Below are 21,051 nucleotides of genomic sequence, written 5' to 3'. Positions count from 1 at the left end.
GGGAAGGGGCGGCCGTTCAGGCGAACGGCGTGGGCGTGACCCCCGCGTCGATCAGGGCGGCGCGCACCAGTTCGGCGCAGCGGACCGCGCCCGGGGTGTCGCCGTGCAGGCAGATCGACTCGACCGGGCACGGGACGACGCTGCCGTCGACCGCGACCACGCACCGCTCGGTGGCCATCCGGACGGCCCGGGCGGCCACCTCCTCCGGGTCGGTCACCAGCGCGCCGGGGGCGGTGCGCGGCACCAGCGAGCCGTTGGGCAGGTAGCCCCGGTCGGCGAAGCCCTCGGCGACCACCCGCAGCCCGGCGCCGGCGGCGAGCTGGGCGAGGACCGAGCCGGGCGGGCAGAGCAGCGGCAGCTGGTCGTCGTAGCCGCCGACCGCCGCGACCAGCGCCGCCGCCTGGGCCTCGTCGCAGGCGGCGGCGTGGTAGAGCGCCCCGTGCGGCTTCAGGTAGCGGACCCGGGTGCCGAACAGCCGGCAGAACGCCTCCAAGGCCCCGAGCTGGTAGGTGACCTCGTCGCGCAGCTCCGCGAAGGCGTACGCGATGTGCCGCCGGCCGAAGCCGGCGAGGTCCCGGTAGCCGACCTGCGCGCCGACGGCCACCCCGCGCTCGGCGGCGCCCTCGCAGACCCGGCGCATGGTCGACGCGTCGCCGGCATGGAAGCCGCAGGCGACGTTGGCGGAGGTGATGAGGTCCAGCAGCGCGGTGTCGTCGCCGAGGCGCCAGATGCCGAATCCCTCGCCGAGGTCAGCGTTGAGGTCCATGGAACCTGACCGTAGTCCCTGGGCGGGCCTGCGCGAGCGGGGTCACGTCGTCCACCACCCCGACGACGGGGTACCCGCCGGTGGTCGGATGGTCGGCGAGGAAGATCAACGGCTGGCCGTCCGCCGGCACCTGCACCGCGCCGAGCACGATGCCCTCGCTGGGCAGTTCCCCGGCCACCGCGCGGGGCAGCGCCGCGCCCGTGAGTCGCGCGCCGACCCGGTTGCCCACCGGGCTCACCGCGTACGCGTCGCCGAACAGCCGGTCCAGGGCGGCCGCCGTGAACCAGTCGTCGCGGGGACCGAGCCGCAGGGTCAGCCGCAGCTCCGTCGGGGTGCGTGCCGGGACGGTGACGTCCACCGGGGCGGGCGGTCCGGCCGGTGTGCCCAGGGGCAGCCGGTCGCCGTCGCGCAGTGGCGGCGGGCCGAGCCCGGAGAGGGTGTCGGTGGCGCGGCTGCCGAGCACCGGCTCGACGGCGACGCCGCCGCCGATGGCGAGCCAGTTGCGCAGGCCGTCGCGCGGCGGGCCGATCCGCAGCACGGCGCCCGCCGGCACCGACAGCGGCCGGCCCACGTCACCCGGGCGGTCACCGACCCGTACGACGGCACCGGCACCGGTCACCGCGACCGCCGCCGCGCGGGGGAACCGCAGCTCGCAGCCCGTCATCGTGATCTCCAGGCCGGCGGCGGACTCCGGGTTGCCGACGAGCCGGTTGGCCAGCCGAAGCGCCGCCGGGTCGAGCGCGCCCGACCGGGGTACGCCGAGGTGCGCCCAGCCGGCCCGGCCCAGGTCCTGCACGGTGGTCAGCGCCCCGGCGCGGAGCACCTCGACCACCGCGTTCACGCGGCCACCAGGCGTACCCGGGTGCCCGGGGTGAGCCGGGCCGGCGGGTCGGCACGCACGTCGAAGAGGGGCATCCCGGTGCGCCCGACCAGCAGCCAGCCGCCGGGCGAGGCCGCCGGATAGATCCCGGCGTACGGGCCGGCCAGGGCGACCGAGCCGGCCGGCACCCGGGGGCGGGGGGAGGGCAGCCGGGGCACCGCCAGCTCGGCGGGGAGCCCGGTGAGGTAGGCGAACCCGGGGGCGAAGCCGCAGAAGGCCACCCGGAACCGGGTACGCCTCAATCGGTCGACCACCGCCGGCACGTCCACGCCCCAGTGGTCGGCGACGAGGGGCAGATCCTCCCCGTCGTAGGTCACCGGAACCTCGACCGGGCCGGCGGCCGCGGGGGTGCCCCCACCGGCTGCCGCCCCGCTGCCGGCGGCCGGCGCGCCGGGGGGCACGGGTGCGTCCGGCCGGGGCTGCCAGGCGGCGATCCGCGCGGCCGTCGCAACCGCATCCGGCACCCCGTCGAGCAGGACGGTGGTGGCCGCCGGCACGATCTCGACGGCGGTCAGCTCGCCGCGTTCGCGCCGCCGCCACAGCTCGGCCCGCCACGCCTCCACCTGGTCCGCGCCGGCACAGTCGATCAGCAGGGCGTGCACCCCGACGGGTCGGATCCGCATCCCGCCATACTCCCCGACCGGCGCGCGGCGCCAGGGTCGGTCGACCGCCGTCCCACGTGACCGGACGCACTACTTGAAAGTAACCTACGGTGTCGTAACCTAAGGGCGTGACCACCTCCGCACCGCTTCGACTCAAGCCGGTCGACATCGGTAAGCCCCGGATGCGCGGCTGGCTGCACACGTACGCGTTCTTCGTCGCCGGAGTCTGCGGCATCGTGCTCAGCGCGGTCGCCGCGACCCGGCCCGGCTGGGCCCCGCTGGTCAGCTGCGTGATCTACAGCGTGACGGTCTGCGGGCTCTTCGGCACCAGCGCGCTCTACCACCGGCGGGTCTGGTCCGAGCGCGGCTACCAGATCATGCGCCGGATGGACCATTCGATGATCTTCGTGTTCATCGCCGGCACCTACACGCCGTTCTGCGTACTGCTGCTGGAACCCCGGCCGGCCACGATCATGCTGGCGCTGGTCTGGGGCGGCGCGCTCGCGGGCGTGGCGCTCAAGCTGGTCTGGCCGCACGCCCCGCGCTGGGTCTCCGCGCCGCTCTACCTGGCGCTCGGCTGGGTCTCCGTCGCGATGCTGCCCGACATCCTGCACCAGGGTGGCGTCACCGCCCTGGTGCTGCTCATCGTGGGCGGCGCGATCTACAGCGTGGGCGCGGTCTTCTACGCGCTCCGCCGGCCCAACCCCTGGCCCACCGTCTTCGGCCACCACGAGTTCTTCCACGCCTGCACGCTCGTGGCCGCGCTCTGCCACCACATCGCCATCTACTTCGCCCTCTTCGCCTGACGGACACGCACCCGGGGGCCCCGCCGCGTGGCGGAGCCCCCGGAAAGAACGGTGTCCGGTCGGACGTCAGACGGTGCGGCGCGGCCGACGCACCTCGCGGTACTCCTCGACGACCCGGTCGTCCTGCACCGGCACGACCTGCTCCGCGACCACGCGCTCACCGCGCACCGGGGCCACCACGGCCCGCCGGCGCGAGTTCCAGAAGTGGAGGGTGAGCAGCAGGCCGGCCACGCCGGCGAGCATCAGCACCCAGCCGACCACGGCCAGGTTGAGCCAGCCCAGATCCGCCTCCACGGCGAACGCGAAGATCGCACCCAACGCGATCAGGAAGATACTGCCACCAAAGCCCATCTCGTCGCCTCCTCGGCTGTCACCTGGCGTTTCCTTCCGCCGCGGCCATCGGTGAGGTTGCGGCATCCATCGACTTACCCAGGCGCTCTGATCGCCAATCGGGCAAGCTGGGGACATGACGGATGCTCACGCCCAGGGACGGACGCTGGTGCTGCTCCGACACGCCAAGGCCGAGCCGCCCGGGGAGGTGGTGCCGGACGTGCACCGTCCCCTGGCCGCGCGGGGCCAGGCCGACGCGGCCGCGGCCGGCGCGTGGCTGGCCAAGCACGACCTGCTGCCGGACGTGGTCGTCTGCTCGGCCGCCCGGCGCACCCGGGAGACCTGGCACGGTGTGGCGATGGGGATGACCGGCTCCCCGCCGGAGGGCGGTTCGGCCGGCCCCGCTCCCGTCGTGCGCTACGAGGCCGACGCGTACGAGGCACGCCCGCAGGACCTGCTGGCGCTGGTCCGGGACGTGGATCCGGCCGCCCGCACGGTCCTCCTGATCGCGCACAACCCGGGCATCTCGCTGCTCTCGGCGCTGCTCGACCCGGAGCGGGCGGACCAGGACGGGATGCGCACCAGCGACGTGGTGGTGCACCGGCCCGAGGTCGACTGGCCGGAACTTGGCTTGAGCCGGGCACCGATCACCGACCGGCACACCGCACGCGGCTGAGCCACCCGCCGGTGCGTGGCGGGTGGCTCAGGTGCCGCTCGTGGACTGCCGTGGACACCGCCTGGCCGGCGGCTGAGCGGGCCGGGCCGCTGACGGGCCGGGCGCGGCCTGATGGGCCGGGCGGCCTGATGGGCCCTCGGATGCGCCCGAGGGGCCGGCGGCAGCTCAGAACGGTGGCGCCGTCGGCGGCAGCTCAGGAAGGTGGCTCAGGACGGTGGCGCCGTCGGCGGCGGCGGGTCGGGCGGCGGTGGCATCATCGCGGTCGGGTGCGAGAGCCGATTCTCCTCGACGATCAGGGTCCGCGCCCGCTTGCGCCGGTCCTGCCAGAACCAGAGCGTGGTGAGCAGGACGCCCAGCCCGGCCAGGATGAACACCCAGCCGACCGCACGCAGGTCGACCCACCAGACGTTGGCCCTGATGGCGAAGGTGAGGATCGCGCCGATGGCGATCAGGAAGATTCCGCTACCAATGCCCATGTGCGCTGCACTCCCCCGTGCGGTGGCTCTGGGCGTTCTCTGACGTGGCCTCGCGACGGTTACCCGCCACACCGCCCGGCTACCCGGATGACCTCCCCGAATAGCCGGCCGAACCCCGCTCCGGCCGGCCGACCGCCGTCACCTGCCGCCCGGCGGACGTCGTCGCCGCGACTGCGCACGGTGACCACGCCCCGAGACGCGGGCCGTAACTCCTTGTAGTGACCGCCAACCACAGCCGCCACTCCATAAAGCGGACATGGCGGCGCAATACCGGCCAATCGACGCGCCAGAGCGCTGCCAGCGCCACACACTCGCGGACGCTTTGCTCTGCAGCCACGGAAGCAACAGGCACCCAGAGTTGCTGGCGCTTCCGTGGCTGCAGAGCAAAGCGGCGAAGCGGATGGGCCGGAAGAGCGGGAGATTTCGTGACGCTGCGTGATCGGCCGCGCGAGCACCCGGGACGGCCGCCACCGGCTCGCCGTGCCTCGGCGGGCCGGGGCATCGGGAAGGCCGCGGCCGAGCAGGACGGCCCAGGTGTGGACGCGGTGCGCTGTCTCGCCAGGTGCGGTCCGAGCGGGCACCGACGGAGGCGCGGGCGGCACGCGGGCGCCGGCCCCGCAGGTGAGCGGCGGCGGGTGAGCCACCACCCGGACGCCCGGAGGATGGACGACGACGGCCGGCGGGCTGCTGCCCGCCGGCCGTCGTGCCGGATCACCGCCGGGTCGTTCCCGGCTCCACCGCCGCGCCGTGCGGCGCTACGGCGTACCTCAGAAGGCCTCCTCCGGGAGGTCCATGATGTCCAGGTCGGTGCCCTCGACGATCCGCCGGTCGGCGCCGATGCGGGGCAGCACCTCGCGGGCGAAGAACCGGGCGGCGGCCACCTTGCCGGTGTAGAACGCCTTGTCGGCGGCGGAGACCTCGCCGGCCAGGGCCTTCAGGGCCACGTCGGCCTGCTTCTGAAGCAGCCAGCCGACGACCAGGTCGCCGATCGCCAGCAGGAAGCGGCGGCTGCTCAGGCCGACCTTGTAGAGCGCCCGGGTGTCGCCGCCCTGCGCCTCGCCCAGCCAGCCGGTCATCACGCCGACCATGTTCTGGATCTCGGCGAGCGCCTTGCCCAGCGCCAGCCGCTCCTCCTTGAGCTGACCGTTGCCGGCCTCGGTGGCGATGAACTCCTGGATCTCGCCGGCGACCGCCATCAGGGCCTTGCCGTTGTCCCGGACGATCTTCCGGAAGATGAGGTCGAGGCTCTGGATCGCCGTCGTGCCCTCGTAGAGGGTGTCGATCTTCGCGTCCCGGACGTACTGCTCCAGCGGGTAGTCCTGGAGGAAGCCGGAGCCGCCGAAGGTCTGCAACGACTCGTGGCCGAGCAGCTCGTACGCCCGCTCCGAACCGACGCCCTTGACCAGCGGGAGGAGCAGGTCGTTGACCCGCTTGGCGAGCTTGGTCGCCTTCTCGTCGCCCGCCGCCTCGGCGATGGCGACCTTGTCCTGCCAGGTGGCGGTGTAGCAGACCAGGGCGCGCAGGCCCTCGGCGTACGCCTTCTGGAGCATCAGCGAGCGGCGCACGTCCGGGTGGTGGGTGATGGTCACGCGCGGCGCGGTCTTGTCCGCCATCTGGGTCAGGTCGGCGCCCTGCACCCGGCTCTTGGCGTACTCGAGGGCGTTCAGGTAGCCGGTCGAGAGGGTGGCGATGGCCTTGGTGCCGACCATCATCCGGGCGCTCTCGATGATCATGAACATCTGCCGGATGCCCTCGTGCTTCTCGCCCAGCAGCCAGCCCTTGGCCGGTACGCCGTGCTCACCGAAGGTCAGCTCGCAGGTGTTGGAGACCTTCAGGCCCATCTTGTGCTCGACGTTGGTGGCGAAGACGCCGTTGCGCTCGCCCAGCTCGCCGGTGTTCTCGTCGAAGTGGTACTTCGGCACCACGAAGAGGGACAGGCCCTTGGTGCCCGGGCCGCCGACGCCCTCGACGCCGACCGGTCGGGCCAGCACGTAGTGGATGATGTTGTCGCTCAGGTCGTGCTCGGCGGACGTGATGAAGCGCTTCACGCCCTCGATGTGCCAGGAGCCGTCGGGCTGCTGGATGGCGCGGGCCCGACCGGCGCCCACGTCCGAGCCGGCGTCCGGCTCGGTGAGCACCATCGTGGAGCCCCACTGCTTGTCGACGAAGAGCTTCGCCCACTTCTTCTGCTGCTCGGTGCCCTCGACCTGCAACACGTGGGCGAAGGACGGGCCGGAGGCGTACATCCACACGGCGGCGTTGGAGCCGACGATCAGCTCGGCGAGGGACCACACCAGCGCCCGGGGCGCGTTGCTGCCGTCCAGCTCGGTCGGCAGCTCCAGCCGCCAGAACTCGGAGTTCATGTACGCCCGGTAGGACTTCTTGAACGACTCCGGCAGCGGCGCGGTGTGCGTGGCCGGGTCGAAGACCGGCGGGTTGCGGTCGCTGTCCGTGTAGCTGGCGGCCAGATCCTCACGGGCGAGGCGGTCGACCTCGGCGAGGATGTCGCGCGCGGTGTCGACGTCCAGGTCCGTGTACGGCTCCTGGCTGAACGCCTGGTCCGCCCCGAAGACCTCGAAGAGGTTGAACTCGAGGTCCCGAAGGTTGCTCTTGTAGTGGGTCATGCTCGCTGGCCCCGCTTCCGGACAGGTGTTACCGATCAGTAACCCAGACTGTATTACCGATGGGTAGGCAGCGACAAGCCGATCTCGGAAGTGACGGCGATTACACACTTCCCGTTCGGGTTGCGAACGGCTGGTCGGCTCAGCTCTCGGCCGCGCCGACCTCCCAGCTCGGCACGGCCACCGTGGCGGCGCCGCGCGAGCCCGTGTACTCCATCAGGACCAGGGCGATGTCGTCGTCGAGCCGGCCGTGCACCCACTCGACCAGGGCGGTCTCCAACGAGGCCAGCCCGTCGCCGACGGTGCCGTGGCCCAGCAGCCGCCAGGCCCGGTCGGCGGTCGGGAAGAACTCCCCGTCCCGGCGCGCCTCGCCGAGCCCGTCGGTGAAGAGCAGCAGCCGGTCGCCGGGCTCCAGCCGCTCGACCCGGGGGCGTACCACCGGCATGAAGCCCAGCGGCGGGGCGGGGGCCGGCGGTTCGAGCGGGATGACGGCGCCCCGGCGCAGCAGCAGCGGCGGCGGATGGCCGCAGTTGACGATGGTGAGCGTCCCGCCCCGCTCCTCGACCAGCGCGGCGGTGACGAAGTCCTCGTCGCCCACGCTCCGGGCCACCGCCCGGTCCAGGTCGGTCACGACGGCCCGCAGGTCCGCCCGCTCGTACGCCACGTGCCGGTACGAGCCCAGCACGATGCTGGCGAGCCGCACCGCGTCGAGGCCCTTGCCGCGCACGTCGCCGATGATCATCCGCACCCCGTACGGGGTGTCGACCGCCTCGTACAGGTCACCGCCGATCTCGGCCGTGGCGGTGGACGAGATGTACCGGGCGGCCACCGAGAGCGTGCCGACCTGCGGCCCGAGCGGACGCAGCACGGCCTGCTGGGCGACCGAGGCCAGCCGGGACAGCTCGGCGATCCGCTCGGCCTGGCGCTGCCGTACGGCCGCCGTGGCCACCGCGATCGCGGTGCCCAGCGCGATGCCCGCCACGGCGACCGTGGTGGGGAGCGCCATGGTCTCCTCGCCGAACGCGAAGCCGGCCCCGAGGGCCGTGGCGGCCAGGCCCACGCCGAGCGTGATCCGCCACGACGCCAGCGCCGCGGTCAGGAACGGCGCGGCCACCATCAACGCGATGTAGTTCGCCGGACGGCCGTCGGCCAGCTCCACGGCCGAGACGATCGCGAGCAGGACGAAGGCCGCGCCGAGGCCGGCGCGGGATCCGGGGCTCAGCGGGCCGGGGCCCGACTGGAAGGGTCGCGTGCGTACGAGGGACAGCATGCCTGATGGACGTGAGCGGGTGAATGAACCTGGCCCGTCGTCCGAGGATGTTCTGCCCACCCGGACCGTGTCGCCGGGCCGATCGCCGCCCGGCGAGCGGCTCAGCCGAGCACCTCGTAGCGGACCTCGACGTGGCCGGCATCGAGCGAGGCGATGTCGGCGAACGCGGCCCGGGACAGGTCCAGGCAGCGGCCCTCGATGAACGGGCCGCGGTCGTTGATGCGTACCGTCACGGACTTGCCGTTCGCCGGGTTGGTGACCCGGACCCTCGTGTCGAACGGCAGGGTCTTGTGGGCGGCGGTCAGCGCGGACGGGTCGAAGTTCTCGCCGTTGGCGGTGAGCTGCCCCTCGGAGTAGAACGAGGCGCCGCACGAGCCGCTGTCGACCACCGGACGGGCGGTGCTGCTCTTCTTCGTCGCGGTGGGCTTCGGCGCGGCGGTGCGCGGCTTGCTCCGGGAGGGGGCCTGGGTGGACCGGCTGGCCTTGGGGCTGGCGGTCGCGCTCGGCGACGCGCTGGCGCTCGGCGGAGCAACCGACGGGACGGCCGGCGAGCTGGGGGCGGCGCTGGTCGGCAGGCCGGTGGGCGCGAGGTCGACGGCGGCCGGGCGGGCGGGCTCCGCGCCCGAGGTCAGCTGGACGGCGCCGACGGTGCCGCCGACGGCGAGGGCGACCCCGACCGCCGCGGTGGCCGCGATGCCGGCCGGGGAGGAGAACATGCGGGTACGGGAGTGCCTGCCAGCCACCGGTCCGGTCCTTTCGTCATCTGAGCAAACCGGGTCGGACCGTAACGAGAGAAGCACTTCCGAAGTCAACGTGATCATGGTGGTATGCCCGCAATTGCAGTGATACGTGTAGCCGATCATCCGACCCGAGGTGGGCCGGGCGGCCCGGGTACGAGGCGGGGCGCCCGGGCCGGCTCGCGTGGCGCAGGATGGTTCCCATGCCCTCCGAGCTGAGCGGACGTCTCGCCGCGCTGGTCAGGTGGATCGATCCCGGCCCCGGCGCCAGTCACCTGGTCAGCGACGTCTCCGGCTGGTGGCGGGACCCGGAGATCCTCGCCCGGCTGGGGCCGGCCCTCGTGGAGCCGTTCCGGGCCGCCCGGCCGACGGTGGTCGTCTCGCCGGCGGTCACCGGCTACCTGCTCGGTCCGCTCGCCGCGACGGCGCTCGGGGTCGGCTTCGTGCCGGCCCACAAGCCGGGCGACGGCCGGCTGCCCGCCGGGCCGCTCACCTGGGCGCAGAGCCCGCCGGACTTCCGGGGCCGACGCGTCGACCTGGCCGTGCGGGACCACGGCCTCGACCGGGGCGACCGGGTGCTGGTGGTGGACGACTGGGTCGCCACCGGGGCGCAGGTCCGCGCGCTCTACGAGATCTGCGCCGCGCGGGGCGCGGAACCGGTCGGCACCGCCACGGTCGTGCTCGACTGCCCCCCGGCGGTCGCCACCGAGCTGCGCGTCCGAGGGCTCGTGCACGGCGCCGACCTGACGGCCTGACCTCAGCCTCGTCAGCTGATCTGAGCGAACTCCTCGACGGCCGTGCAGACCCGGCCGAGCGCCTCCGCCGAGCGGGCCAACGGGCCCGGCACCATCAGCGCGTGGTCGGCCCGCTCGATCTCCACCACGTGCCGGGTGAGCCGGCGGGCGAGCGAGCCGTCCCAGGACCGGTCCGCCGAGCCACCCACCAGCAGGAACGGCGCGGTGGCGCGGCGCAGCCCGTCGACCACGGCGGGGACGTGGAGCAGCGGGGTGAGCCAGACGGCCGGCAGCCCGCGGTCGGCCGCGAGCGGCGTCGCCATCGAGCCGAGCGACTTGCCGACCAGCAGGTCCGTCGGCTCGGCGAGGGTCGGGGTGACCTGGCCGATCACCCAGTCGACGGCCGGCCCGGGGCCGTCCCGGTCGGGGGCCAACCGCTCCGGCACCTCCCACGTGATGGCGTGCAGGGCGTAGCCGGCGCGGCGCAGCGCCTCACCGGCGTAGACGAAGAGCGGGAACCGGGTGTCGTAGCCCCGGCCGGGGATGAGCACCGCGCGCCTGTCCGCCATGCCGCCTCCCGGTCGTCGTCGCCCCACCCACCGTAGCGCCTGCCGCACGGACGGTGGGGGCGGAAATGCCGCGCCGGATGATCGACGGCACCGGTACCGTCGGCAGGATGTGGCCTCGGATCGGCGGACTGCGCACCCTCGCCCTCGGCACCCCCGGTGAGCTGCGGACGCGGCTCAACACCCTGGTGCTCGCCGGGGTGAAGACGGCGACCGCCGGGTTGACGACCGAGTACGCCGAGGAGGGCGAGGAGCTGGAGCACGCCGGCGAGCGGTTGGCCCTCGTCGACGACGGGGACGCGCTGGTCGGCGTCGTGGAGGTCACCGGCGTCGAGGTGGTCCGCTTCGCGGACGTGCCGTGGGACTTCGCCCGCGCGGAAGGGGAGGGCGACCGTTCCATCGAGGAGTGGCGCGAGGGTCACGCCGCCTACTGGGCGCGGGTGGGCACCCCCGTCACCGACGACAGCGAGGTCGTCTGCATCCGGTTCCGGCTGGTCTCCGGCGGCGACGGCACGATCGCCACCGGGGACCTCGGCACCTGAGCCCGCCGGCGCGTCCGCCGGCCGGTCGGGCTGACGCCTCCCGCACCACCAACCTCAGGAAAGGCGCGCGGTCAGGCGCCCGTGGCGCAGCTCGGGCAGCAGGTGGGTGGCCACGTCCACCAGGACGGCCTCGTCGCCGGCGTACCAACTGCTGGCCCGGGGCCAGTGGGTGACCACGTCGGTGAAACCGAGGGCGGCGGCCCGGCCGACCTGGTCGGCGAAGAACTCGGCGCTGCGCAGCGAGAAGACCGGCGCGGAGTCGAGCGAGAGGTAGCGGTCCAGGGTGCCCGTGTCGCGGCCGGCCGCCGCGAGCGTCCCGTCCATCCGGGCGGCGGCCTCGGCCACCCCGTCCCACCAGCTCTCCAGGTCGTCCACGCCCGGGCCGGTGGTGACCCAGCCCTGGCCGAACCGCGCCGCCAGCCGCATCGACCGGGGCCCGTTGGCGGCCACCACGAACGGCACCCGGGGCGTCTGCACGCAGCCCGGGGCGTTGCGGGCGTCCACCGCGGTGAACCACTCCCCGCGCCAGGTCGTGCCGTCCTCGCGCAGGATGAGGTCGAGCAGTTCGGTGAACTCGGCGAACCGGTCCACCCGCTGGCGCGGCGGCAGCGTCTCCCCGCCCAGCACGGCCGAGTCGAAGCCGATCCCGCCGGCGCCGAGGCCGAGCAGCAGCCGCCCACCGGAGACGTCGTCGAGCGCGGTCACCTGCCGGGCGAACGCCGCCGGGTGGCGGAAGTTCGGCGACGCCACCAGCGTGCCGAGCCGGATCCGGGAGGTCACGGTCGCGGCGGCGGTCAGCGTGGTCACGGAGTCTAACCAGGGTCCGTCGACGAGGTCCCGCCAGCCCAGGTGGTCGTACGTCCAGGCGTGGTCGAAGCCCCACTCGTCCGCCTGCCGCCAGCGGCGCCGCGAGTCGGACCAGCGCTGGTCGGGAAGGATCACGATGCCAATCCGCATGATCGCCAGCCTAGGGCCGCCGCCTGGAGGCGCGCCCGCACGGGGCCTTGACCATATATCGATGATCTGAATATGGTGTCGCCCGTGACCGCGATGCGTGAGCCGACCTTCCTGATCCTCACCGCACTTGCCGGTGGCCCGCGACACGGCTACGGCATCATCCGGGAGGTCACCGACCTGTCCGCGCAACGCGTCACCCTGCTGCCGGGCACCCTCTACGCCGCGCTCGACCGGCTGCACGCGCAGGGGCTCGTCGCGCCCGACCGCGAGGAGACCGTCGACGGGCGGCTCCGCCGCTACTACCGCCTCACTCCCGACGGCGTCCGCACGCTGGACGCCGAGACCGCCCGGCTGCGCCAGCTCGCCACCGCCGCCGAGACCCGGCTGCGCGCGCTGCGCCCCGGCACCGCCTGACCGCCCCGCCCGAAGACCCCGCGTCGCACCAACCGGACCCGGTCAGCACCAAGCAGCACCACCGCACTGCCGCACCCGCAAGCCCCGCCGGTGCGTACCGATCGGAAGGGACAGCCATGCCGACGACCGGCGACCCGCTCGCCCGCCGCTACCGGCGGCTGCTGTTCTGCCACCCCCGCGACTACCGGCGGGCCCGGGCCGACGAGATGGTCGGGGTCCTGCTGGACGCGGCGCCGGCGGGCCGCACCCGGCCCACGCCGCGCGAGGCCGCCAACCTGATCCGGCACGGCCTGCGCTGCCGGCTGGGACGGCCGGCCAGCCGCACGGTCGGCGTCTGGGCCACGCTCGCCGCCGTCATCTGCGGGCTGTTCACCGCCGCCCTCGCCACCCGCGCCGCCTGGGAGACCTCCCGACCGCAGCCCGACCGGGCCGAGACCGCCGCCGTCTTCGCCGCCGTGCTACCCGGGCACGACCTCGGCGACGTCGAGCTGGCGCCGGCGCTCTTCACCTTCTACAGCCAGCCGCTCACCGTGCGGGCGCTCGACAACCTGCTGCTCGGCGACGGCGGCGAATACCAGCAGAGCGCCGTCGTGGCCAGCCTGGCCGGCACACCCCGGATGCCCGCCGACGAGACGCTCGCACTGGCGCAGCGGCGCCTGCGCGAGACCGGCTGGCAGCTGTACGAGCCGATGGTCCGCACCGACCCGGGCTGCGTCGACAAGATGTGCGCCCCGGTCATCACGATCACCGGCACCACCCTGCTCGCCCAGCGCGGCGACACCGTCCTCCAACTCCACGTCGTCTCCCCGCCCTTACCCGAAGGCAGCAGCCTGTCGCTGACCCTGAGCCGGACGGCCCCGCCGGCCGTGCTGCCGGCCGGTGTCGCCGGTGGCCTGTTCGGAGCGGCCCTCGGCTGGCTGGTCTTCGGTTGGGCCAGCCGGCGCACCGAGGCGGCGCACCCCGCCCGGGGAACGGTCACCGTCCTACTCGCGATCACCCTGTTCCTCTGGTGGACGCCCGTCCTGCTGGCCGTCCCGAGCCTGCTGCGGCACCACCGCGCCGAGCCGCACCCGACGTGGCACCCGCTGTGGGAGTGGCTCGGCCAGCCGGCTGCCTCGCTGTTGTTCGTGGCGGGCGCGGCGAGCGCGCTGCTGGGGCTGGCGCTGGCCACCGTGCCCCGGCGCAGCCCGCTGCCGACGGCCGCCGTCGGCTGACCGCCGGAGGGGCGCCGCCGGGCGGCGACGTCGGGCGGGGTGGCGTCGGGGCCTACTCCTCCGCCGCGCGATCGGCGAGCGGGAGTCGGCGCTCAGGGCGGGAGTCGGCGCTCAGGGCAGCAGGCCGCGCAGGGTCGGCGCGACGGCGACGGCGACCGCCCGGTCGTCCGGTTGGTGGGCCGCCCAGTTGAGCGCGCCCAGCGCCACGACCGGGTCCCCGGCCTCCGCCGCCGCGACGACGTCCGCGTCGGTCAGCGCCGCCAGCAGCCGGCGTACGAGGACGCCCTCACCCCACAGCGCCTCCGTCGGGTACGGCAGCCGGCCCAGCCAGGCCAGGAGCAGCGTCGCGCGGGCGACCGGGTCCGGCTCGGCGACGCCCAGCCGCCGCGCGAGGTCGCGTACCCGATCGTCCGGGAGCCTTCCGGCGCGGTCGCCGGCGATGCCGACGAGTTCGTCCCGGAGCGGGCCGGGCACCCGCCGCTCCGCCAGGATCGCGGGTGCCGAGACCGGGCGGAACTGCGGCCCCTCGGGTTCCTCCTCGTGGCCGAGGGCCGCGACGAGGGGTGCGAGGAGGCCGACGAGGAGCCCTGTGACGCCGCACTCGGAGAGGAAGAGCGCGAGGGCGGCCGGCTCGGCCACCTCCAGGTCGTCGGCGAACCTCGTCCGCTCCCACGAGACGCTGCCGTGGCCGTGGATGCCCGCGCTGCCGACGGGCCGGTCCTGGGCGTCGTAGAGGGCCAGCGTCACGTCACCGGTGCAGCGACAGATGTCGCCGGTCGGCCGCCCGCCGGTGGTGAGCTCCCGCGCCCTGGCCAGCCGGTCCGGGTCGGTCAGCTCGGCCAGCACCGCGCGGTCGGCCAGCGGCCCGCCGTCCAGGCCGCCGTCGAGGACCCGGACCGCCCTGGTCCGCGCCCACGCGTCGGACAGCCAGTCGGCGAGAAGCACCGTGCCATCGGGTCGAGCGCAGCGGCAGGCGGGTGTCAGTCCCACCAGAACAACCAGGAGTGCATGCCGAGGAGCTGGTCGGCATAGGCGGTCAGCGAGCCGTCGCCCTGCCAGACGTTGTCCGGGCAGAAGGCGAAGTGCTCGGCCGCGACCGCCAGGGCGTGCTCGGTGGACGTCGGTGGCGCGGCGACGCTGAGGTTCAGGGTGGCGAACCCGGCGCCGACCACCCGTACGCCGAACCGGTCCTCCCAGCTGCGCAGCACCGCCGAGATCTCCCCGGCGTCGCCGGTGTAGTTCGCCGGGCCGGACCAACCCGCCACGGCGAGGGTGTCCGCGCTGCGGGTGGCCGGCACGAGCCCGAGACGCGTCCGCCCGTCCAGGAGGAACTCCGCGCACTCGTCGGCGAGCTCGGCGGGCGGCTCCGCCAGGTCGCCGGGCCTGGCGAGGCCGGGCCAGTTCCGGCCGAACGGAGCCGTGGCGGCCAACGTCTCGTCCTCGTCGACCGTCGTACGGTCGGCCCACCACCGGGCCAGCAGTTCCGCCACGTCGTGGCGCTCCGGCGACGACATGTCGGCCGGACGCACCTCGCCGTCGACCCACGGGCGCCTCTCGTCGCTCGACAAGCCGCTCAGCAGCAGCGGCCACAGCCCGGACTCCGGATGCCGGGCCCGCATCCGCGCCCACAGCCCCGGATCGGCCGGGCCGTCGCTCAACCAGTACGGCGGCGGTCCGCCGTCCTCCGGCTCGACCATGCGGCCGGGCGGCAGCGACGCGGGCGGTAGCGAACTCAGCAACCGGGAGAGGTTCGCGATCACGGCGGGAGCGTAGGCGGACCGTACGATCAGATCTGGCCCTCCGTGACGCCCTGGGCTATCGCGGTCCTCGAACGGCTCGTCGGGCCGGCGGAAGCCCGCCTGGTCGCCCTCGGTGCGCGGCCGCGACCCGGCCACCTCGCCGCCCTCCCGGCGGGCCGTGATTCCGGGGTGGTCGGGACGTGCCCGCAGGGGCTAGAACGGTGGTCATGACCAGCTTCGCTGACATGGGCGCCGACGAGGTCCACACCGTCCTGGCCGCCCTCGCCGCCGTCGGGTGCAGGGCGTGGATCGGCGGGGGCTGGGGCGTCGACGCGCTCGTCGGGCACCAGACCCGCGCGCACCGCGACCTGGACCTGGCCGTCGCCGCGGAGCACGAAGCCGCGGCGTTGAGGGCTCTCGGCCGGCTCGGCTACGTCGTCGAGACCGACTGGCGGCCGGTCCGCGTCGAGGTCGTCGCCGAGGGGCGGGGTCGGGTCGACCTGCACCCGCTGACGTTCGACGAGGCCGGCGACGGCCACCAGGCCGGCCTCGACGGCGGCAGCTTCCGCTGGCCGAGTGGCTGCTTCACCACCGGCACCATTGCTGGTCGCCGGGTCGACTGCATCTCCGTCGCACAGCAACTGCTGTTCCACAGCGGCTACGAACCGCGCGACGTGGACCGCGCCGACCTGGCCTGGCTGCACCGCCTCGCCGCCCGTCCGGTGCCCAGCGACGACCGCGAGCCCTGAGCCGGCGACTCCTCCGGACCGTTGACCTCACCGGACCGTCCGAGGTGGCCCACTCCCCGACCGGGTCCTTCGTCCGGGGCGGTCAGCCGTCCGATGCTCAGGCCGGCGTCAGGACCAGCCATCCGAAGCCGACGACGTCGCGGTAGCCGTTGAGGTATCCGTCGCGCCGCTGATCAGCGAACGCCCGCGCCTCCGGCGTGCCGAGACGCTCGATGCCCGCACGCCAGTCGGACTCGAAGTCGTCCCACTCGGCGACGGTGGACACGGCGACGTGCAGGGGTCGGAACCCCGCGTCCACGGCGAGCTGGGCCAGGGTTGCCAGGTCGGGCAGGTCACCGAAGGTCTCGCGGACCTGGTCGCCGGGGCTGGCCTGGTAGAAGCCGTCGGCGAACAGCAGTCTGCCGCCGGGCACGGTGAGCCGGTGCAGCGCGGCGAGAGCCTGCGCGGCGCCGCCCCAGATGTGGCCCGCCCCGACGTTGACGACGAGATCGGCGGGCCGGTCCCAGGTGGCGGCATCCGCGCCGTGGAACGCGACCCGATCCGAGATTCCCCGCTCCGTCGCGCGCAGTTGGGCCCGTTCGGCGTCGCTGGCGTCGCGCTCCACCCCGTCACCGGCGATGCCGTGGGCCGCGCACAGCCGCAGGAGAAACTCGCCGTTGCCGCAGCCCAGGTCCAGGGCTCGCCAGCCCGCCCCGGTGGGGGCCAGCCGCCGGATCAGGTCCGCCACCCGGTCCTCGCTGAGCGGCGAGTTGAAGGTCAGGTTGGCCGCGGCCGCGGCCAGGTACGTGCTGCGATCTTGGCTGTCCATCGGCACACCGTACGACAGCGGCCCCTACCGCGAGGGACGTCGAAAGGCGGCGGCCGGGGCCTCCTGGTCCGGGCGGTCCGGAAGCTCGTCGAACTGCTGCACCGCCCTACCGGGCGAGGCGAAGGGCCCGGAACCGAGCGGTTCCGGGCCCTTGCACGACGCTGGTTTCAGCCGGCCGTGATGCTGAACGAGGTCGTGTCGTCCGCTGGGTCCACGTCGGTCAGGTTGACCACGTAGGACGAGGAGAACGTGTACGAGCCCGTGCCCAGCTCACCCGCCGGGGTGCCGGCCGGTGCGGTGAGGATGACGTCGAAGGTGCGCGCCTCACCGGGGGCGAACCGGCCGCCCGGCACGGTGAACCAGTCCCCGAAACTCGGCATGTCCTGCGGCTCGATGTGGTCCACCACGACGCCGGCCGGCAGGCCGGCGGCGACGTCGAGCCCGAAGGAGGGCGCGTCGTTGCCGTACTGGACCGTCAGCGGCATACGGCCCTTGAGGCTCCCGTCGGGCAGCCGGTCGAGCCTGACCGCGTTCGCGCTCAGCGAGATGTCGGTCTGGGTTGCCTGCACGTACGGCTGCGGGTTGGTGATCTCGCCACTCGTGGAGCGGAAGAGAGTCGTGAACGGGGCGCTCTGGATCGGATCCTGATCGCCCTCCGGCACCACGCCGATCCAGCTGTCGTCGACGACCATCGGGTAGTCCCGGGGGGTCGTCCTGACGTGGAACCGGATGTTGTGCGTCTGGCTGAGGCCGGGTGCCAGTTCGACGCTCCCGTTGCCGCAGTTCAGCTTGGTGCGGATGCCGACCGTGCCTGTCCAGACGCAGGCGTCCTCGGGAACCACCTGGCCCCCCGCGGCGCCGGCCGGTTCCAGGAAGCTCAGGCTGTAGTAGCTGGCGGCCGGGCTGTTGTTCGTGACCGTGGCGTTGAGCGTGCCGACGTAGCCTTGGTCGGTCGGCTCCAGGACCAACTGCTCCGCCGTGATGGACAGCGTGCCGGTGCTGGACTTCTGCGGTGCGGCGACGGCCGGGGCCGCGGCGCCGACCGCGCCGACCGCCAAGCCGAGCGCGGCAGCCGCGATGCGACGCCCGGTGGACAGAGTGATGGACATGCTGAGACGCACCTTCCCCCGCGGTTCATCACGCGACGTAGTCGACGCATGCTGGATGAGCAACATAGCCAGGCCGGCTCCGGCCGCGCTGACCCACGGGACGAAGCGGGACGATTGCCCTTGCTCGCCACTGCAAGACGCCGCCGGCGGCCGGCAGCGTGACAAACTCCCGCCATGCCGTCGGAACCGGAATCCTGGACGATCAAACACTTCGCGCAGGCAAATCCGGTCGGCCCCGGCCAAGACAGCGTCCCTGCCCTGCTACGGCGCATCGCGGACAGCATCGACGAGCGGCCTGGCATCGAGATCCAGGACGTCGTCCTGCACAGCGAAGTCACCGCCGACGGCGCTTGGTGGTCGGCCACCGTCTACTTCCACGACCAGTCGGTCTAGCGGAACCTGTCCGTACCCGTCGACTCGTCCGTCGCCCACCAGGCCAGCCGCCACGGTCAGGCTCGACCGGCCCCTCCCTTCGACCCTCAGATGGGAAGATGCGCCGATGCCGCTCACCTTTCCGTCGCACCCGGGTGCGGTACTCCCGCTCAAGCTTTGGCGACCCCGATGGTTCGACGGTGTCGCGCTGACCACCGGGGCGGTCGCGCCCGACATCGGGTACGCGTTCGTCGGGATCGGACCGGAGTGGCAGAGCCACACCCTCACCGCGCTGGCGTGGTGGTGTCTGCCGGTGGCGCTGCTCGGCGCGTGGCTCGTCCGCGCCACCGTCGCGACCGTCGCCGCCCACCTGCCCCACCTCGGCCCGCTCGCGCTGCGCGACTACGGGGTGCTCGCCACGGTGCGCCATCCCTGGCAGGTCACCGCCGGATCGGCGCTGCTCGGCGCGGCCAGCCACATCGCCTGGGACCATCTGACCCACACCCAGGCGTGGCTACGCACCGTGTTCGGCATCGACTGGGACCAGGTCAGCGACGTCGCCTGGTGGACCGTGTCCGACATTCCCAGCAGTCTGGTCGGCGCGCTGGTCACGCTCGCCGTCGCCGTCGCGGTCGGCCGCCGCCGGCTCCTCCGTGCCTGGCACGGCAACCCACCGCCGGTCCCCACCCGCCCGAGGTTGTTCTGGTCCGTCGCGGGCGCCGTCGCGATCATCGGGTACGCCCTGACCCCGCTCCTGCCAGCCAACGAACTGCCATGGGCGACCACGGTACGGCTGCTGTGTGCCACGGCCGGGGCGCTACTCGTCGCCGCAGTGGCGGTGCGCGCAAAGACCGCTGGGACCGCCCCCGCTGACGCGGGCCATTCGGCGCGTAGGAGTCATTCGAATTTGCCGCCCTCGTCGTTCTAGCGGGCTCTGTCAGCGCTGGATGACTGGCGGGTCGCCACGTCGGGCACCCGGTTCCTCCCTCTCCGGCTGCGACTCGGCGAGCTGCGAGGATGGGCTACCAGCAGCGGAAACGGCTCTCGGGAATTCGTGCGGTGGGACGGCGACGGAACGGCAGCCGGAGGCGATATCGTCCGATCGTGCCCGCCACTCTCTTCCTGACATGCGGTATCCAGAGCAGCGGCAAGACCACCCTGGCCCGACGGCTGGAAGAAGATCACGCCGCCCTGCGGCTCACCGCCGACGAATGGCTCCATGCCCTCCATCCCGAGATGGCTGAGGCAGAGCTCGACAACCTCAGAGATCGCGTGGAGGAGCTTCAGTGGTCGACCGCACTGCGGGTGCTGGCGTCGGGCTGCAATGTCGTCCTGGATTGGGGACTTTGGGCCAAGGAGGAGCGCGATCGTTACCGGTCGGAGGCTCAAGCGCTCGGGGCTCGGGTAGTGCTCTGCCTACTGGAGCCCTCGAAGCAAGAGCTGCTTGACCGGTTGAGGACGAGGAATGCCGCCCCGGCGCCCGGCGTCTTTCGCATCACCGACGAGCAACTCGAGCAGGCATGGAGTTTCTTCCAGCGGGAACGGCCCACGCAGGATGAACTGAACCTGTTTGATCCGATGCCCTGATTCGCCCGCGTCCGGAGCTCGGCGACGAACGGCCGGCGTGGGCGTGAATGGCGAAGGTGGATGAGCGACCTACCACATCGGGCAGGCGACGGGTACGCGATCACTGGATCCCAGATCGGGCGTCGGCCGATGCGTCCTGTCGATCTGACACGATGACGGCATGCCGAACCCTGTCACTCTTCGGTCGATCGTGCCCGACGACCTACCCCTCATGGAACGGCTGTGGCAGCTGTACTGGCATGACCTTTCCGAGTTCCGGGGCATGCTGCCCGACGACACGGGTCTCTTCAATCCCCGCCTGCCGACCGATCTCCATGACCCAGACAGTGCCGGCTACATCATCTGCCACGGCACACGGAAGGTGGGCTTCGCGTTCGTGTCCGGCGTGGAAACCCCGCCGCTGCACATCGCCGAATTCTTCGTCGTGCGAGCCGTACGCCGCTCGGGCGTCGGCAGTCTCGCCGCCCGCCAACTCTTCGCCAAACATTCGGGGCACTGGGAGGTGGCCTTCCAGGAGGAGAACCCTGGCGCCGCCCGATTCTGGCGCCGGCTCGCCGTCGAGGTCTGCCCGACGGGGTACCGCGAGGAACGGCGTGCCGTTCCCGGCAAGCCGCACCTTCCTCCAGATACGTGGCTACTGCTGGCGGCCTGACGTAGCTCATGCGCGTGCCGCGCCCAACACCGAAACCACGTGGCGTTGAGAGGTGCTGGGCTGCCGGCCTCGTCACGGCCCGGTCCCGATCGTCGCCCAACGTCCCAGCCCGCGTCCCCGCCCGGTGGCGCTCTACCGCTGGCTGGCCGGCAAGCACATGTGCTGAAAACATCGAAGGCCCTGGCTGGGACTCGCGTCCTGGCCAGGGCCTTCGTGTTGGAGCGGGTGACGGGAATCGAACCCGCACTGTCAGCTTGGGAAGCTGATGTTCTGCCATTGAACTACACCCGCAGGCGGCACCACTGTACCTGAGTCGTCTCGCCGGTGCACCCAGGTACCCCTCCGCCGTTCCCCGGTGTTGCGATCTTGGTAGCAGACGGCCCCTGCAAGGGCCCCAACTGACCAAGATCGCGCCGCGCCGCACCACCACGCACCACCACGCAC

The 21,051-nt window shown here is 73.3% G+C and carries 25 protein-coding genes and 1 tRNA gene; 11 read left to right on the top strand and 15 right to left on the bottom strand.

The annotated features are described in order from the left end of the window. Positions 1–16 precede the first annotated feature (16 nt). The 3 genes from AB0G08_RS03995 to AB0G08_RS03985 are packed head-to-tail and all read right to left on the bottom strand — an operon-like array spanning position 17 to position 2,269. Positions 17–766, bottom strand: coding sequence for a 5-oxoprolinase subunit PxpA (locus AB0G08_RS03995; RefSeq protein WP_358082716.1), 750 nt, complete (start codon positions 764–766; stop codon positions 17–19). Beyond that, a complete protein-coding gene (locus AB0G08_RS03990) occupies positions 750–1,607 on the bottom strand; it encodes a biotin-dependent carboxyltransferase family protein (RefSeq protein WP_358082713.1) in 858 nt (285 codons plus the stop codon). The genes AB0G08_RS03995 and AB0G08_RS03990 overlap by 17 nt, the downstream gene beginning before the upstream one ends. Next, positions 1,604–2,269 carry a carboxyltransferase domain-containing protein gene (locus AB0G08_RS03985; RefSeq protein WP_358082710.1) on the bottom strand — a complete coding sequence of 222 codons (666 nt, stop codon included), beginning with the start codon at positions 2,267–2,269 and terminating at the stop codon, positions 1,604–1,606. Before AB0G08_RS03985 ends, AB0G08_RS03990 begins: the two co-directional genes overlap by 4 nt. Before the next feature lie 107 nt (positions 2,270–2,376). On the opposite strand from AB0G08_RS03985, the gene AB0G08_RS03980 reads away from it, so the two are divergent. After that, positions 2,377–3,054, top strand: a complete 678-nt coding sequence (locus AB0G08_RS03980; RefSeq protein WP_358082707.1) for a hemolysin III family protein — start codon at positions 2,377–2,379, stop codon at positions 3,052–3,054. Positions 3,055–3,120: 66 nt separating this feature from the next. Here AB0G08_RS03980 and AB0G08_RS03975 read toward each other — a convergent pair whose 3' ends face one another. Continuing rightward, positions 3,121–3,405, bottom strand: a complete 285-nt coding sequence (locus tag AB0G08_RS03975) for a DUF6458 family protein (RefSeq protein ID WP_089002696.1) — start codon at positions 3,403–3,405, stop codon at positions 3,121–3,123. Positions 3,406–3,520: 115 nt separating this feature from the next. Here AB0G08_RS03975 and AB0G08_RS03970 point away from each other — a divergent pair, with 115 nt between their 5' ends. Further along, the gene (locus AB0G08_RS03970; RefSeq protein WP_358082704.1) at positions 3,521–4,060 is read left to right on the top strand and encodes a histidine phosphatase family protein; all 540 of its coding nucleotides are present in this window, start codon (positions 3,521–3,523) and stop codon (positions 4,058–4,060) included. Positions 4,061–4,266: 206 nt separating this feature from the next. Here AB0G08_RS03970 and AB0G08_RS03965 read toward each other — a convergent pair whose 3' ends face one another. From AB0G08_RS03965 to AB0G08_RS03950, 4 genes are all read right to left on the bottom strand, one after another. Then, entirely contained in the window at positions 4,267–4,536 is a 270-nt protein-coding gene (locus AB0G08_RS03965; RefSeq protein ID WP_013730795.1) for a DUF6458 family protein, read from the bottom strand. Between the two features lie 767 nt (positions 4,537–5,303). After that, positions 5,304–7,160 (bottom strand): acyl-CoA dehydrogenase, encoded by a 1,857-nt coding sequence (locus AB0G08_RS03960; RefSeq protein WP_358082701.1) that lies wholly within the window; start codon positions 7,158–7,160, stop codon positions 5,304–5,306. Between the two features lie 139 nt (positions 7,161–7,299). After that, complete coding sequence (locus AB0G08_RS03955; protein ID WP_358082698.1) at positions 7,300–8,427, bottom strand: PP2C family protein-serine/threonine phosphatase; 1,128 nt, start codon at positions 8,425–8,427, stop codon at positions 7,300–7,302. Positions 8,428–8,528: 101 nt separating this feature from the next. Further along, complete coding sequence (locus AB0G08_RS03950) at positions 8,529–9,170, bottom strand: septal ring lytic transglycosylase RlpA family protein (RefSeq protein WP_358082695.1); 642 nt, start codon at positions 9,168–9,170, stop codon at positions 8,529–8,531. Between the two features lie 197 nt (positions 9,171–9,367). On the opposite strand from AB0G08_RS03950, the gene AB0G08_RS03945 reads away from it, so the two are divergent. Further along, positions 9,368–9,919: a phosphoribosyltransferase family protein gene (locus tag AB0G08_RS03945; RefSeq protein ID WP_358082692.1), complete on the top strand. Its 552-nt coding sequence runs from the start codon at positions 9,368–9,370 to the stop codon at positions 9,917–9,919. 11 nt (positions 9,920–9,930) lie between these two features. Here AB0G08_RS03945 and AB0G08_RS03940 read toward each other — a convergent pair whose 3' ends face one another. Then, positions 9,931–10,467, bottom strand: coding sequence for an alpha/beta hydrolase (locus AB0G08_RS03940; protein WP_358082690.1), 537 nt, complete (start codon positions 10,465–10,467; stop codon positions 9,931–9,933). 107 nt (positions 10,468–10,574) lie between these two features. Between AB0G08_RS03940 and AB0G08_RS03935 the strand changes: the two genes are divergently transcribed. Then, positions 10,575–11,006, top strand: a complete 432-nt coding sequence (locus AB0G08_RS03935; RefSeq protein WP_358082687.1) for an ASCH domain-containing protein — start codon at positions 10,575–10,577, stop codon at positions 11,004–11,006. A gap of 54 nt (positions 11,007–11,060) precedes the next feature. On the opposite strand, the gene AB0G08_RS03930 is transcribed toward AB0G08_RS03935, so the two are convergent. Next, positions 11,061–11,963 (bottom strand): LLM class flavin-dependent oxidoreductase, encoded by a 903-nt coding sequence (locus AB0G08_RS03930; protein WP_358082684.1) that lies wholly within the window; start codon positions 11,961–11,963, stop codon positions 11,061–11,063. A 93-nt stretch (positions 11,964–12,056) separates the two neighbouring features. Here AB0G08_RS03930 and AB0G08_RS03925 point away from each other — a divergent pair, with 93 nt between their 5' ends. Together AB0G08_RS03925 and AB0G08_RS03920 are read left to right on the top strand one after the other, a co-directional pair. Beyond that, positions 12,057–12,377 (top strand): helix-turn-helix transcriptional regulator, encoded by a 321-nt coding sequence (locus AB0G08_RS03925; protein ID WP_358082924.1) that lies wholly within the window; start codon positions 12,057–12,059, stop codon positions 12,375–12,377. A gap of 116 nt (positions 12,378–12,493) precedes the next feature. Then, on the top strand, positions 12,494–13,591 hold the full coding sequence (locus AB0G08_RS03920; protein ID WP_358082681.1) for a hypothetical protein: 1,098 nt from the start codon (positions 12,494–12,496) through the stop codon (positions 13,589–13,591). 111 nt (positions 13,592–13,702) lie between these two features. Here the strand turns inward: AB0G08_RS03920 and AB0G08_RS03915 are convergent, their stop codons facing one another. After that, positions 13,703–14,536: a hypothetical protein gene (locus tag AB0G08_RS03915; protein WP_358082678.1), complete on the bottom strand. Its 834-nt coding sequence runs from the start codon at positions 14,534–14,536 to the stop codon at positions 13,703–13,705. Between the two features lie 35 nt (positions 14,537–14,571). Continuing rightward, entirely contained in the window at positions 14,572–15,351 is a 780-nt protein-coding gene (locus AB0G08_RS03910; RefSeq protein ID WP_358082676.1) for a DUF4253 domain-containing protein, read from the bottom strand. A gap of 206 nt (positions 15,352–15,557) precedes the next feature. Here AB0G08_RS03910 and AB0G08_RS03905 point away from each other — a divergent pair, with 206 nt between their 5' ends. Further along, entirely contained in the window at positions 15,558–16,079 is a 522-nt protein-coding gene (locus AB0G08_RS03905) for an aminoglycoside adenylyltransferase (RefSeq protein ID WP_358082674.1), read from the top strand. Positions 16,080–16,176: 97 nt separating this feature from the next. Here AB0G08_RS03905 and AB0G08_RS03900 read toward each other — a convergent pair whose 3' ends face one another. Together AB0G08_RS03900 and AB0G08_RS03895 are read right to left on the bottom strand one after the other, a co-directional pair. Next, complete coding sequence (locus AB0G08_RS03900) at positions 16,177–16,887, bottom strand: class I SAM-dependent methyltransferase (RefSeq protein ID WP_358082671.1); 711 nt, start codon at positions 16,885–16,887, stop codon at positions 16,177–16,179. Between the two features lie 167 nt (positions 16,888–17,054). Beyond that, complete coding sequence (locus AB0G08_RS03895) at positions 17,055–17,996, bottom strand: hypothetical protein (protein WP_358082668.1); 942 nt, start codon at positions 17,994–17,996, stop codon at positions 17,055–17,057. A 174-nt stretch (positions 17,997–18,170) separates the two neighbouring features. Here AB0G08_RS03895 and AB0G08_RS03890 point away from each other — a divergent pair, with 174 nt between their 5' ends. From AB0G08_RS03890 to AB0G08_RS03875, 4 genes are all read left to right on the top strand, one after another. Then, entirely contained in the window at positions 18,171–18,389 is a 219-nt protein-coding gene (locus tag AB0G08_RS03890) for a hypothetical protein (RefSeq protein ID WP_358082665.1), read from the top strand. A 106-nt stretch (positions 18,390–18,495) separates the two neighbouring features. Next, positions 18,496–19,296 (top strand): DUF4184 family protein, encoded by an 801-nt coding sequence (locus AB0G08_RS03885; protein ID WP_358082662.1) that lies wholly within the window; start codon positions 18,496–18,498, stop codon positions 19,294–19,296. Positions 19,297–19,472: 176 nt separating this feature from the next. Then, positions 19,473–19,955, top strand: coding sequence for an AAA family ATPase (locus tag AB0G08_RS03880; protein ID WP_358082659.1), 483 nt, complete (start codon positions 19,473–19,475; stop codon positions 19,953–19,955). A 160-nt stretch (positions 19,956–20,115) separates the two neighbouring features. Continuing rightward, the gene (locus AB0G08_RS03875; protein WP_358082656.1) at positions 20,116–20,607 is read left to right on the top strand and encodes a GNAT family N-acetyltransferase; all 492 of its coding nucleotides are present in this window, start codon (positions 20,116–20,118) and stop codon (positions 20,605–20,607) included. Between the two features lie 217 nt (positions 20,608–20,824). Here AB0G08_RS03875 and AB0G08_RS03870 read toward each other — a convergent pair. Further along, positions 20,825–20,898, bottom strand: a tRNA-Gly gene (locus tag AB0G08_RS03870). Positions 20,899–21,051: the final 153 nt, after the last annotated feature.

This window comes from Micromonospora sp. NPDC023644 (assembly GCF_040640115.1).
Classification (GTDB): domain Bacteria; phylum Actinomycetota; class Actinomycetes; order Mycobacteriales; family Micromonosporaceae; genus Micromonospora.
The sequence above is the reverse complement of the archived record's forward strand: the minus strand, read 5'-3'. Positions and strand labels throughout refer to the sequence as shown.